The following is a 13,319-nucleotide window of genomic DNA, read 5'->3' on the forward strand; positions in this document are numbered from 1 at the left end:
ACCCTTAAAGGGGAAGTTCAGCCGGATAAGACGTGCTGCTATGATTCTGCTACCCTTAACGGGGAATTCCTGATATGATAGAGGAGAAGGACGACGTGAGAGAATCAGAATAATGGCAGCGCTAACATTTTATGGACTGCCCCTGGGGGCGAAACGATAAGATGCAGTCAGATCACTGGTCTTTTATGGATTCAGGCAGGCAGACCCCGGCCTATAATATGGCCCTTGATGAATATCTTCTGAATCGCGGAGCAGGCGGCAGAAAAAAGCCGGTTCTCCGGTTTTACGGATGGGATCCGCCCGGCCTTTCCATCGGCTATTTTCAGAAAACAAAAGGAAGAATCAGCAGCGAGGGAATCCGGCGTCACGGAATCAAACTGGTTCGCCGGCTGACAGGCGGGCAGGCTGTACTTCATCATCATGAACTGACTTACAGTGTCCTGATACCGGAGGATGATCCGGATATGCCGGGAAGTGTTGTCGGTGCCTATCGACTGATTTCAGAGGGATTGCTCAAAGGGTTCAGCCATCTTGGCCTCCACGCAGAACTTGCCATACCTGAAAAGAAAAAAAGCCACAGTCATTCACCCGTCTGCTTTGAAGAGGCGTCATGGTATGAACTTGTTGTTGAAGGCAGAAAAGCAGCAGGAAGTGCTCAGACGCGGCAGAAAGGGATGATTCTTCAGCATGGATCTATCCCGATTGATATCGACAGGGAAGAACTCTTCGATTGTTTCATCTACCCGAACAATCGGGTCCGCGACCGCGCCAGGCAGGCTTTTCTGCACAAAGCCGTGACGATTGATGAGATTGCCCGCCGGAGAATCACTCTGGATGAGGTGAAACAGGCTTTTTATCAAGGGTTTGAGCAGGGCCTTGGCATAAAACTGGAGACAGAAGGCATCACACGGGCGGAAGAAGAACAGGTTCGGATACTTGCACGGACAAAATATGAGACGGATGCCTGGAACTGGAAAAGATAAATCATCCGGAAGGGGAGAACTTCAATGGAGAAACATAGAGAATTTCTGAGAAAACCGGACTGGCTGAAGATCAGACTGAATACAAACCAGGATTTTCGCGGAATCAGGACATTAGTGCGACAGGAGAGGCTGCATACGGTCTGCGAAGAAGCGAAATGTCCCAACATCCACGAATGCTGGGCTTCAAGACGAACCGCAACTTTTATGATTCTTGGTGATATCTGTACCCGCGGGTGCAGGTTTTGTGCCGTTAAGACAGGACGGCCGACAGAACTTGACCTCAGAGAACCGGAGCGCGTTGCCGATTCAGTGAAAAGAATGAAACTTCGTCATGTCGTCATTACTGCAGTTGCCCGTGATGATCTGAATGATGGCGGTGCCGGTGTTTTTGCCGAGACGGTCCGGGCCATCCGGAGAAAAGTGCCATACTGTACCATTGAGGTTCTTCCTTCCGATATGAAGGGTGACGATGCAAGTATCGAGACCCTGATGGATGCGAAGCCTGATATTTTTGACCATAATGTAGAAACCGTTCGCAGATTAACCAAAAGAGTCCGGGCGATCGCAACTTATGACCGATCGCTTGCCGTTCTGCGCCGGGTCAAGGAACTGAGCCCGAATACACCTACTAAATCCAGTATTATGCTGGGTCTTGGTGAAACAAAGGAAGAAATACTGCAGGTTATGGACGATTTACTGGCCAACCATGTCGACATTATGGTTATCGGTCAGTATCTTCAGCCAACGAGAAAACATCTGGACGTTGTGCGTTATTACAGTCCGGAAGAATTTAATGAGCTGAGAGAAATTGCCCTTTCCAAAGGCTTTCGTCATTGTGTGTCGGGACCGCTCGCGCGTACCTCCTATCATGCTGATGAACAGGTGGGCGAAGAGTCACGCAGGAGGCATGACCGGTTGATTGCTGAGGAAGAAGAGTCCGGTCAGTAAAGACAAAGACGGCCTGACACATAGGAAGCGGGCATCCGGTCTTCAAACCGGATGCCCGCTTTATATCATCACATGTATTACTGCCCAAAACGATACAACCGTTCATAGAACTGATCTGTAAAACTGGAGAACAGCTGTTCTGACGGGGCGAGTTCCCGGTCCCGCGGCCGGATGACTCCGACCGTTCGGGATATTCTTGGCGCTTCAATCGCAGCGGTTGTAATCTCAGGAGACAGATTATAGGCTACCGAGTTCTGCGGCATTAACGCAATACCGAAATTAGCAGCAACGAGTCCCTTAATCGTATCCATATCTTCTCCTTCAAAGACAATGTTCGGCTTAAATCCTGCCTGCGCGCAGGCCTCGCGGAACAATTCCTGAAGGGACAGCCGGCTCCGGAACGTAATAAACCGTTCGTCTTTCAGCTGGGATAAGGATACCGGGCCGCGCCCTGCAAAAAGGTGATGCTTCGGCAGCAAAAGTACCAGTCGTTCGCTGTAAAGAATTTTGCTTGAAACACTGTCAATATCTTTCGGGACGGGGGAGGCAAAGGCGAGATCAATCCGCCCCTGTTCAATCATCCGGATCAGGTAGGGAACCGTCCCCTGATGCAACTGAAAACTAATGCCCGGATGGGCTTTTCTAAAGTTTTGCAGGATGACAGGCAGCGTATGAACGGAAAGGCTTGTCGAGATCCCGAGAGGAATCGTGCCTGTTTCCGGATTAAGATGCTCCCTGATTTTTTGTCTGGCTTTATTCAGTTCTATTAATCCCCGCTCTGCATGTTCCAGAAAGATTTTCCCGGCCGGTGTCAACTGGATATTTCGGCCTTTTCGTGTGAACAGGGCGATACCAAGTTCTTCTTCGAGTACCGCAATCTGCCTGCTGACTGCTGACTGGGCAACGTGCAGGGATTCGGCGGCTTTAGTCATATGTTCACGTTTTGCTGCTTCGATAAAATATTCAATTTGCCGCAATTCCATGTATCCCGACTCCATTCATATCAATATGAGATTGATATATTCTTAATTATATATTGTAAAGATTGATATATAAAGTGTAAAATATAATCAACATACTTTTCGGAATAAAATGATAAGAGACAGAAAAGCATTTTCTGAAAAGTGGAACAGATAGATGCAGATATACGAGTGATGATGGCATACAGAAGGAAGGATGAGGTTAATGCTGCCAACAAGTCAAACAGGAGAAAAGGTTACGGAAGGCCTGTACCGTCCTGAATTTGAACATGATTCATGTGGTATTGGTCTGTATGCGGATATAAAAGGACGGGCGACAAATGATGTGGTCAGGACAGCACTTAAAATGCTCACTCGTCTTGATCACCGGGCGGGTAAAGCTGCTGATGGAAAAACAGGTGACGGGGCTGGCATTCTTGTACAGATTCCGGATCGTTTTTTTCAGGAAGTGTGCACGTTTTCTCTTCCTGAAGCCGGGCATTATGGCGTCGGCATGTTTTTCCTTCCTCAGGACCGTTCAAGCCGGCTTGTGGCCATAGGAAAGATCAAGGCATGTATTTCCGCACGCAACATGCGACTTTATGGAGAACGCGATGTTCCGGTATCTGAAAATGAAATCACGCCGCTTGCCCGCAGTAAAGCGCCGTTTATGATGCAGATGTTTATCGGGACGGCATCTCACGATTCAGGGCAGGCTCTGGACATCAAATTGTATCTGTTAAGAAAAGCGATCGAAGAGAAGCTGAAAGGTGAAATCTATGTCGCAAGTCTTTCCAGCCAGACACTGGTCTATAAAGGTATGCTTCGTGCAAAAGAAGTGGCCGCTTATTATACGGATTTACAGGATGAGCGTTTTATTTCGTCACTCGCTTTAGTGCATTCCCGCTACAGTACAAATACGTTCCCAAGCTGGGAGAGGGCACACCCGAACCGTATGATTGTTCATAATGGCGAAATCAATACCATCCGCGGGAATATAAGCTGGTTTAATGCCATGGCTAAACGGCTGTCGGGCGGAAGACTGCCTCAGATTATTGATCCGGAAGGCAGTGACTCAGCCATTTTTGATAATGTGCTGGAATTTCTGACGTTCCACGGATTCTCGCTGCCGCATGCCATTATGATGATGGTGCCGGAACCGTGGGAAGGGGATTCTGAACTTCCGGATTATCTGCGTCAGTTCTACGAATTTCACAGCCGGCTGATGGAACCGTGGGATGGTCCCATGGCGCTCGGCTTTTGTAACGGTAAACAGATTGGTGCTGTTCTGGACCGTAACGGTCTGCGCCCTGCCCGCTACTATATTACAAATGATGACAAGGTTGTGTTCTCCTCCGAGGTGGGTGTGGCTGATCTGGATCCGGCAAACATTCGTGAAAGATGTCACCTGAAGCCTGGACAGCTGCTGCTCATTGACACGGAGAAAGGAAGAATTATTCCGAGCGACGAGCTCAAAAAAGAGATCAGCCTTTCTGAAAATTATCAGGAATTATTGAAAAAGACGGTTATTGAATTAAAAGGAGGAGCAGCAGAACCGGAGAAACTCCCCGTAGCGTGCGACTTTATCAGCAGAAAGTGCAGGGGTATACGTATGAAGATGTAACCAAAGCGATACAGCCGATGGCAGAACAGGGAAAGGAACCCACCGGTTCGATGGGAAACGACACCCCGCTTGCTGTTCTTTCCAATAAACCGCAGCTCTTATTTGATTATTTTAAGCAATGGTTCTCCCAGGTGACGAATCCGCCAATTGATGCGATCCGGGAGGCATGGGTCATGTCGAAGATCACCTGGCTTGGCCCTCATGTCGGACTTCTTGACCCGACGCATCACCTGACCAGACAAATTCGGCTGGAGCATCCGATACTGGATCGCCGCACGTTCCGCGCTGTAACCCGTCAGGGGCTCAAGTCGGCGACGATTGACACACTCTTTACGGCAGATAAGGGGGAGAAGGGCCTTTCCGATGCGCTGGATCAGGTGATTTTACGGGCTGATCAGCTGATCCATGAAGGGGTTTCCCTGTTGATTCTCTCTGACCGAAAAATTGATGAACATCACCTGCCGATCCCTTCGCTGCTGGCAGTCAGTGCCCTGCATCATCATTTGATTGATAAGGGGACCCGGCCGGAGGTCAGTCTGATTGTTGATTCCGGAGAGCCGCGCGACAGCCACCAGGTGGCTTTACTGCTGGGTTACGGAGCAGACGCCATTCATCCGTATCTGGCCATTGAAACGGTCTGTGCGCTGAGAACGGCCGGACATCTGACTATGGATGAGGAAACGGCCGAAAAGAATTATATAGCCGCACTTGTCGGCGGCCTTGTGAAAATCATGTCCAAGGTAGGTATTTCATCTATACAGAGTTACAGGGGTGCTCAGACATTTGAAGCGCTCGGCCTTTCAGATAAACTGATTCAAAAATATTTTAAAGGTACCGTTTCCCAGATCGGCGGTATCGGACTCGACGAGATCGCTGAGGAAACGATTTTACGGCACAGAAAAGCCACTGATGAACTCAGGGAAGGAAGACTCAGATCACTCGATGCCGGCAGTACGCTGCAATGGCGCAGGGGCGGTGAGCAGCATAAAATTGAACCGCTCATTATTCATATGCTTCAGCAGGCGACAAGACGAAATGATTATAAATTATATAAAGATTATGCGGAAATGGTTGACAATGCCCCATTCTCAACGATTCGCAGCCTGCTGACTTTCGAAAGAGACAGAGAACCGATTCCTGTCGATGAGGTCGAACCCGTTGAAAACCTGTTCAGACGATTTAAAACAGGGGCTATGTCCTATGGATCAATCAGCAAAGAAGCACATGAAGCCATGGCCATAGCCATGAACCGGATTGGCGGAAAGAGCAACAGCGGTGAAGGCGGCGAAAATCCCGAACGATTCACCCCTGACGCAAAGGGTAACTGGCGCAGGAGTGCCATTAAACAGGTGGCCTCGGCACGTTTTGGCGTAACAAGCTACTATCTTTCGGAAGCATCAGAACTCCAGATCAAGATGGCACAGGGTGCAAAACCGGGCGAGGGCGGTCAGCTCCCTGCCGGTAAAGTGTACCCCTGGATTGCACATACAAGAAGAGCAACGCCCGGTGTGGCCCTGATTTCACCCCCGCCTCACCATGACATTTATTCTATTGAGGATCTGGCGCAGCTGATTTATGATCTGAAATCCAGTAATCCAAAAGCGAGAATAAGTGTGAAACTGGTCGCCAAAGGCGGGGTCGGAACAATCGCTGCCGGTGTTGCGAAAGGAAAAGCCGACGTGATTCTGATCAGCGGCCATGACGGCGGGACAGGTGCCGCGTCCAAAACATCGATTAAGCATGCCGGACTTCCGTGGGAAATCGGCCTGGCCGAAGCCCATCAGACATTGATGAAGAACGGGCTTCGCGACCGTGTCAGACTGGAAACGGATGGAAAACTGATGACAGGCCGCGATGTATTGATTGCTGCCTGCCTGGGTGCTGAAGAGTTCGGCTTTGCGACAGCTCCGCTTATTGTGCTCGGGTGTCTGATGATGCGCCATTGTCATCTGGACACCTGTCCTGTCGGCATTGCGACTCAGAATCCTGAACTGCGCAAAAATTTTTCCGGCAGTCCGGATTACATTGTCAACTTTATGACTTTCATCGCTCAGGATCTCCGCGAACAGCTTGCTGATCTGGGTTATCGCTCACTGGATGAGGTGATCGGTCAGGCGCACCTGCTGCGGATTAAAAAAGAAGTGCATAATCACTGGAAAGCAAAGCATCTTGATCTTTCGGATCTTCTCTATCAGGCCGAAAGCGATGTCTCCAAACGGCATTTTGCGCGGGCTCAGGATCATCATATGGAACGTCGTTTCGATGAACGTCATCTGATATCTACATGCCTGTCGACGATTGAAAATAAACATCCGATTCATCTGTCCTATAAGATCAGAAATGCAGATCGGACGGTGGGCACTACCCTGGGGTATGTGATTTCCAAGTCTACAGCCGGTCGCGGTTTACCCGAGGATACCATCAATCTTCAGTTTGCCGGAAGTGCCGGCCAGAGCTTTGCCTCGTTTATTCCCAAAGGGGTCACGATGTCACTTATCGGCGACGCCAACGATTATGTAGGAAAAGGTCTCTCCGGTGGTAAAGTGATCATCAGGTCTGAAGAAGTGGCCGGTGTGAATACCGACGCTCAGGCGATGATGGGGAACGTTGCCTTTTTTGGTGCCACGGATGGAGAAGCCTATATCCGTGGTACTGCCGGCGGCCGGTTCTGTGTCCGCAACAGTGGGGCACAGGCGGTGGTCGAAGGAGTCGGTGAGAACGGATGCGAATATATGACAGGCGGAAACGTGATCATTCTCGGTGCAATAGGACGGAATTTTGCTGCCGGAATGTCCGGCGGAGTGGCTTATATCCTTTCTGAACAGCCCGAAGATCAGCTGGTTCATCATATTAATCAGGCGCTCGTCAATATCGAACGAGTGACGGAGAAAGATGAGCAGATGAAGGTATACGAACTGATGAAAAATCATCTCGCTTATACCGGCAGCCCGAAAGCAAAGGCTGCGCTTGATCACTGGAGTGAGACACTTGAGCGGCTGGTCAAAGTCATCCCGCGCGATTATGAAACCATGCTGGCACAGATTAGTCGATTGGAGTCGGAAGGCCTGTCTCAGAAGCAGGCTCAGGAACAGGCTTTTTATTTAAAGAAGAGTGGAAAGCTGACGGCCGGCTATGTCAAATACCAGCCGGTATAATAAGTGATTATCGGGAAAATCCGGAAAGGATGAAGAGTGACTATGGGACAACTGATGGGTTTCCTGAATATAGAGAAGAAGAATCAGAAAGAACGTTTACCGCTTGAGCGGGTTCATGACTGGAATGAATACCGGTTGACCATGTCAGAAGGAGATGTCAGAAATCAGGCTGCCCGCTGTATGGATTGTGGGACACCCTACTGTCAGTTGGGTACTGTTCTGAACAGAGGAACAAGCGGCTGTCCGATTCACAACTTGATTCCGGAGTGGAACGATCTTGTCTATCATGGACTCTGGAAAGAAGCTTACGAACGTCTGACGAAAACAAATAATTTTCCGGAATTTACGGCAAGAGCCTGCCCGGCACCGTGTGAAGGCTCATGTACGGCAGGTTTTGTCAGTGAGCCGGTTTCCATTAAATCTATTGAACGGGCCATTATCGACCGGGCATTTGAAGAAGGATGGGTTACGCCGCATCCGCCCAGACGCAGAACAAATAAGAAAATAGCTGTCATCGGATCGGGCCCGGCGGGACTTGCCTGTGCCGATCAGCTCAACAAGATCGGCCACAGGGTCACGGTATTTGAACGTTCAGACCGCCCGGGCGGTCTCCTGATGTACGGTATTCCCAGCATGAAAATTGAAAAGGATATTGTCGATCGACGGATCAGTCTGCTTAAGAAGGAAGGGATAACGTTCCGGACAGGTGTGGATGTCGGCAGGGACATCACGCCGTCAGAACTTCGGGACGATTATGACGCCGTTGTGCTTTGCACGGGTGCGGGAAAGCACCGGGATGTGTCGATTGAAGGACGGAATCTCGATGGCATTAATCCGGCGATGGTTTATCTGACAGCAAGTAATCGCCATTTACTCTATGGTGAACCGCTAAAAGCGGATTTAAATGCAAAAGGAAAACGCGTCATCGTGATCGGCGGCGGTGATACAGGGGAAGACTGTGTCGCAACAGCTTTGCGTCAGGGATGCACCAGTGTCGTGCAGTTCGGAAAGCATGGCAGACTCCCGGACGAGCGGCAGAAAGATAATCCCTGGCCGGAACATCCGAATGTCTTCTCACTGGATTATGCTTACGAAGAAGCTGACCAGCTGCTCGGCAGGGATCCGCGTGCATACTATATAAAGACAAACAAGTTTATTGGTGATGAGCAGAATCATGTCAAACAGCTGGTTACCGGATTATTTAAGTCAGATCAGTCAGATGAGACAGAGCGGATCTGGGATGCCGACATCGTGTTGATCGCGATCGGCTTCATTGGTGCGGAAGACCGGCTGATCGATGATTTTCAGGTTGATAAAGATCCGTCGGGTCGTGTGGTCCAGGCAGATGCAGAAAGTTATATGACCAGCCGGGAAGGCGTATTTGCAGCAGGTGATGTGCGCCGGGGTGCTTCCCTTATTGTATGGGCAATCGAAGAGGGGCGCCGGGTTGCTGCGGCTGTCGATCTTTATCTGGACAAAAAATATGCACTGATGAAATGAATGAGACAGGAAAATAAAGATCATGTATGATTATCCTGAACATCTGCAAAATGTTCGGGGTTTTTCTTTGTCTTTAGTGTCTTATCCAGGTGACAGGAGTAAACCTGAGACCGGAGTATCCTGTGTTTTTTTGTAAAGATCGGTCAGGACGGTTAAGTTCTTTGTTCTTTTACTTTATAATAAAGACAGAAATATGCCGTTTCATGAAGAAAACCCTGCCGGCCGGCCGCCTCTGGCACCGGCTGAGGCAGGGTTCGCTGACACGATCATCCAAAGAATTTTTACGGATAAGAAAAGACAGGGCTTGTGAAAATGGGGTGAAGACGACGGGAAGACACAGACTCTTTGCGTCCATAACAGTAGGATTACAGGTGATCGACCTGAAAATTGCCGATATGACGAGTCTTAAGGTACTCGAAGATGTCAGTGCCGATGTCACAATCGGTGCCGATATCTATAATCACGACATGATTGCTTTCCGTACGGTGGATCAGGCCTGCCGGGCGCTTGCCGGGTTTGTCCGGATTATGAAAGATTATGGCGTGGATGAATACAGAGCAGTTGCCGCAAGTTCTGTTCAGGAGGCAGCAAATGCCGCCTATGTCAAAGAACAGATCCGGATTAAGACAGGACTTAATCTTGAATGGCTGTCAAATGCGGAAGAACGCTATCTGCATAATCAGGCGGTTTCATATAAAACAGAAGGATTCAGTAAACTGATTGAGGAAGGGACCATGCTGATTGACATCGGCTCCGGGAGTATGCAATTGACCGTCTATAATAACGGGCAATTTATTTTTTCCAGAAACATCAAACTGGGACCGCTCCGTATCCGCGAAATGCTTGGCAATCTTGAAGGGCAGACGGGTAATTATGTAGATATCATGGAAGATTATATTATGAGCAAGATTAACGGGTATCAGCAGTTTGCACCGAAGAATGTCCGTTACGAACATTTTGTTCTTGTCGGAACGGATCTCCTCGCATTTAAAAGAGCATTTTTGAAAACAAGCAGCGATAAAATCAACAGAGAACGTTTTAATGAACTCTATCGCCATATTTTGAATATGCCGGTTCAGGTTCTTGCCCGGCAATACCGGGTACCTTATGACTCTGCCAATCAGCTTCTTCCTTCTGCCATGATACTGAAAATCATGCTGGAGATGACCGGCGCAAAGAGTATTCTGCTTTCTGAAGCAGATCTGGCAGACGGGCTCCTGATCCATAATGAACTGGAACATAACAAAAGGAGATTTAATCATTCTTTCACAGAGGATATTATCGGGTCAGCACGCAATATTGCGGCAAGATATAATTGTGATGCGCAGCATATTGCTACGGTCGAGAAGTTTGCGCTGCATTTATTTGATCGTCTGAAGCCGCTTCACGGGCTGGATAAAAGGTGCCGTCTTTTGCTGCAGCTGGCAGCGATTCTCCAGGATGCCGGAAGCTTCATCGATATGAATGCGCATTATATTCATTCTTACTACATCATCCAATCATCGGAAATCATTGGCGTATCAGACAGAGAACGGGATATTATTGCCTGTATTGCACGTTATCACAGTGTAGAAACTCCGGTGAAAGGGTCTGCAGCATTCAGTATACTTGATCCGGACAGCAGACTGATTGTAGCCAAGCTTGCCGCTATTCTGCGTCTTGCGGATGCCCTTGATGACAGCCGCCAGCAGAAGGTCCGACGTATCACGGTTTCTCTTAAACACGACCAGGTGGTTATTACTGCGGCAGCCGAAGATGACTTATCCCTTGAACATTTGACATTTGGGGAAAAATCTGGATATTTTGAAGAAGTTTACGGATTGAAACCGATATTAAAAGGATGAGGGGATTCAATCATGGATCAATACGGGAAAACAGAATATTTTACAAATCGTGAATTAAGCTGGCTGCAATTTAATGAGCGTGTACTGGAAGAGTCGCGTGATAAAGATAACCCGTTGTTTGAACGCGTCAAATTTCTTTCGATCACGGCCAGTAATCTGGATGAATTTTTCATGGTTCGCGTGGCCTCACTCAGTGACATGGTTAACGTCGGTTATGAAAAGGCGGATCCCGCCGGTCTGAAACCGGACAGGCAGCTTTCACTGATCAGTGAAGCGGCACACAAAATGATTGGACAGCAGTACACCACTTATAACCGCATCCTGAAAAAACTGCTGAGTGAGCAGAACATCCGGATCTATGAGCTTGCGGAACTCAGTGAAAAACAGCTCGATTATACAGATCACTATTTCAGCCGGGAAGTATACCCTGTATTAACGCCGATGGCGGTGGATTCTTCGCGCCCTTTCCCGCTTATTTTAAATAAAAGCATCAACATTGCCGCATTGATCCATAAAAAAGGGAGCGGCACCAGACACCTTGAATTTGTGACCGTTCAGGTACCCAATGTCCTTTCCCGCGTGATCCGGGTTCCGGATGAGGCGGGCCGCGTCAGTTTTGTCCTGCTTGAAAATGTCATTCGCCGTCACCTGGGAGACTTATTTATTGGCTATGATATTGATGAAGCGTCATGCTATCGGGTGATGCGTGATATGGATCTGGAAGTCGATGAGGAAGATACGGAAGACCTCCTGAAAGAAATTGAGAAACAGCTTCGTCTTCGACAGCGCGGTAACGTGATTCACCTGGATGTCGAAGCCGGGATCAGTGATCGATTGATTCATAAACTGATCAATCGTCTTTCGGTGAGTGCCGACAACGTCTATCGCGTCAATGGACCGATTGATCTGACTTTTCTCTCGAAGATGATTGATACACTTGATGATAACGAGAATCTGCGTTTTCCGGTTCATCACCCGTTCGTTCATTATGAACTGATGGAACATTCTATTTTCGATACCATGCGAAAACATGATATCTTTCTGCACCATCCTTATGATTCATTCGAACCGGTGATTGAGCTGATCAGGCAGGCGTCCAGCGATAAAAGTGTACTTGCGATAAAAATGACCCTTTACCGTGTATCCGGAAATTCACCGATTATCCGTTATCTCGAAAAAGCGGCGGAAAACGGGAAACAGGTCACCGTTCTGGTTGAGCTCAAAGCACGGTTTGATGAAGAAAACAACATCAACTGGGCACAAAAGCTGGAGAAAACCGGATGCCATGTCATATACGGGCTTGTCGGGCTGAAAACGCATTGTAAGATGGCTCTGATTGTCCGACGGGAGACAAACGGTATCAAGCGTTACATGCATTTTGGAACGGGTAATTACAATGATATTACTGCAAAGTTTTATACGGATATGGGTCTGCTTACAAGTAATGAGCAGATGGGTATTGATGCCTCGAATGTTTTCAATATGCTGTCCGGTTACTCTGAGCCGCCTTATTTTCACAAACTGGTCATGGCGCCGCTCTGGCTGAGAAACACGTTACTTGATCTGATCGAACGCGAGACGGAAAACGCGCGGGCGGGGAAACCGGCCTTCATCCATGCAAAAATGAATTCTCTTTCCGATGACGGGATGATAAAGGCACTCTATAAAGCATCTGCAGCAGGCGTAAAGATTAAACTGATTGTCCGCGGAATTTGCTGCCTCAGGACGGGGATACCCGGAATCAGTGAGCATATCGAGGTTCATTCCATCGTCGGGCGCTATCTGGAGCACAGCCGGATATATATTTTTGGAAATGGCGGCGAAGAGAAAGTTTTTCTGGCCAGTGCAGATCTGATGCCGCGCAATCTGAACAGACGCGTTGAACTGATGTTCCCGATAGAAGATGAAAAGATACGGGCACAGATTATTGAGATTTTCCGGATTATGATGAACGATAATGTGAAAACCCGGGTGCTTGGCCGTGACGGAAAATACAGAAAGAAGGACCGGAGAGGGAAAACAGCAATGAATGCACAGGAGTATTTTGCACGTGAAGCGGAGAAGCGTTCCATCACCCGCCATAAGTCCATCCATGAACAGCGTACCTTTACGCCGATCGTCGGAAAAGAGAATCCGGAGGAGCAGAAATAATGCGCTCCGCTTATCTCCCGTGTTTCCCTGATTCGCCTGCCAGAACAAGAGCTGACTGCTTGCCACTTACTATATATTGTGGTAAATTAATGATTACAGGCTATATGTAGTACTATCCGAGTAAAATGAACATAATTTGGAAAACAGTCTGAACA

At 48.5% G+C, this 13,319-nt stretch carries 8 protein-coding genes; 7 read left to right on the forward strand and 1 reads right to left on the reverse strand.

Features of this window, described 5'->3' with window-relative positions:
* The first annotated feature begins 161 nt into the window (after nt 1-161).
* Together ABNN70_RS08405 and lipA are read left to right on the forward strand one after the other, a co-directional pair.
* Nucleotides 162-983 (forward strand): biotin/lipoate A/B protein ligase family protein, encoded by an 822-nt coding sequence (locus ABNN70_RS08405; protein ID WP_129928674.1) that lies wholly within the window; start codon nt 162-164, stop codon nt 981-983.
* 24 nt (nt 984-1,007) lie between these two features.
* Entirely contained in the window at nt 1,008-1,931 is a 924-nt protein-coding gene (gene lipA, locus ABNN70_RS08410; RefSeq protein ID WP_129928673.1) for a lipoyl synthase, read from the forward strand.
* A gap of 77 nt (nt 1,932-2,008) precedes the next feature.
* Here the strand turns inward: lipA and ABNN70_RS08415 are convergent, their stop codons facing one another.
* A complete protein-coding gene (locus ABNN70_RS08415; protein WP_129928672.1) occupies nt 2,009-2,914 on the reverse strand; it encodes a LysR family transcriptional regulator in 906 nt (301 codons plus the stop codon).
* 202 nt (nt 2,915-3,116) lie between these two features.
* Between ABNN70_RS08415 and ABNN70_RS08420 the strand changes: the two genes are divergently transcribed.
* The 5 genes from ABNN70_RS08420 to ABNN70_RS08440 all read left to right on the forward strand — a co-directional run bounded on the left by ABNN70_RS08420 (nt 3,117) and on the right by ABNN70_RS08440 (nt 13,164).
* Nucleotides 3,117-4,514 (forward strand): hypothetical protein, encoded by a 1,398-nt coding sequence (locus ABNN70_RS08420; RefSeq protein ID WP_353947536.1) that lies wholly within the window; start codon nt 3,117-3,119, stop codon nt 4,512-4,514.
* The gene (gene gltB, locus ABNN70_RS08425; RefSeq protein ID WP_353947537.1) at nt 4,466-7,669 is read left to right on the forward strand and encodes a glutamate synthase large subunit; all 3,204 of its coding nucleotides are present in this window, start codon (nt 4,466-4,468) and stop codon (nt 7,667-7,669) included. Before ABNN70_RS08420 ends, gltB begins: the two co-directional genes overlap by 49 nt.
* 42 nt (nt 7,670-7,711) lie before the next feature.
* Nucleotides 7,712-9,169: a glutamate synthase subunit beta gene (locus ABNN70_RS08430; protein WP_129928670.1), complete on the forward strand. Its 1,458-nt coding sequence runs from the start codon at nt 7,712-7,714 to the stop codon at nt 9,167-9,169.
* Between the two features lie 203 nt (nt 9,170-9,372).
* The gene (locus tag ABNN70_RS08435; protein WP_129928669.1) at nt 9,373-11,013 is read left to right on the forward strand and encodes an exopolyphosphatase; all 1,641 of its coding nucleotides are present in this window, start codon (nt 9,373-9,375) and stop codon (nt 11,011-11,013) included.
* Between the two features lie 12 nt (nt 11,014-11,025).
* On the forward strand, nt 11,026-13,164 hold the full coding sequence (locus ABNN70_RS08440) for an RNA degradosome polyphosphate kinase (RefSeq protein WP_353947538.1): 2,139 nt from the start codon (nt 11,026-11,028) through the stop codon (nt 13,162-13,164).
* Nucleotides 13,165-13,319 lie beyond the last annotated feature (155 nt).

Source organism: Sporolactobacillus sp. Y61 (genome assembly GCF_040529185.1).
Classification (GTDB): Bacteria; Bacillota; Bacilli; order Bacillales; family Sporolactobacillaceae; genus Sporolactobacillus.

Coding starts and splice junctions, on each gene's coding strand:
- ABNN70_RS08405 (WP_129928674.1), top strand. CDS start 162: ATGCAGTCAGATCACTGGTCTTTTATGGATTCAGGCAGGCAGACCCCG.
- lipA (WP_129928673.1), top strand. CDS start 1,008: ATGGAGAAACATAGAGAATTTCTGAGAAAACCGGACTGGCTGAAGATC.
- ABNN70_RS08415 (WP_129928672.1), bottom strand. CDS start 2,914: ATGGAATTGCGGCAAATTGAATATTTTATCGAAGCAGCAAAACGTGAA.
- ABNN70_RS08420 (WP_353947536.1), top strand. CDS start 3,117: ATGCTGCCAACAAGTCAAACAGGAGAAAAGGTTACGGAAGGCCTGTAC.
- ABNN70_RS08430 (WP_129928670.1), top strand. CDS start 7,712: ATGGGACAACTGATGGGTTTCCTGAATATAGAGAAGAAGAATCAGAAA.
- ABNN70_RS08435 (WP_129928669.1), top strand. CDS start 9,373: ATGAAGAAAACCCTGCCGGCCGGCCGCCTCTGGCACCGGCTGAGGCAG.
- ABNN70_RS08440 (WP_353947538.1), top strand. CDS start 11,026: ATGGATCAATACGGGAAAACAGAATATTTTACAAATCGTGAATTAAGC.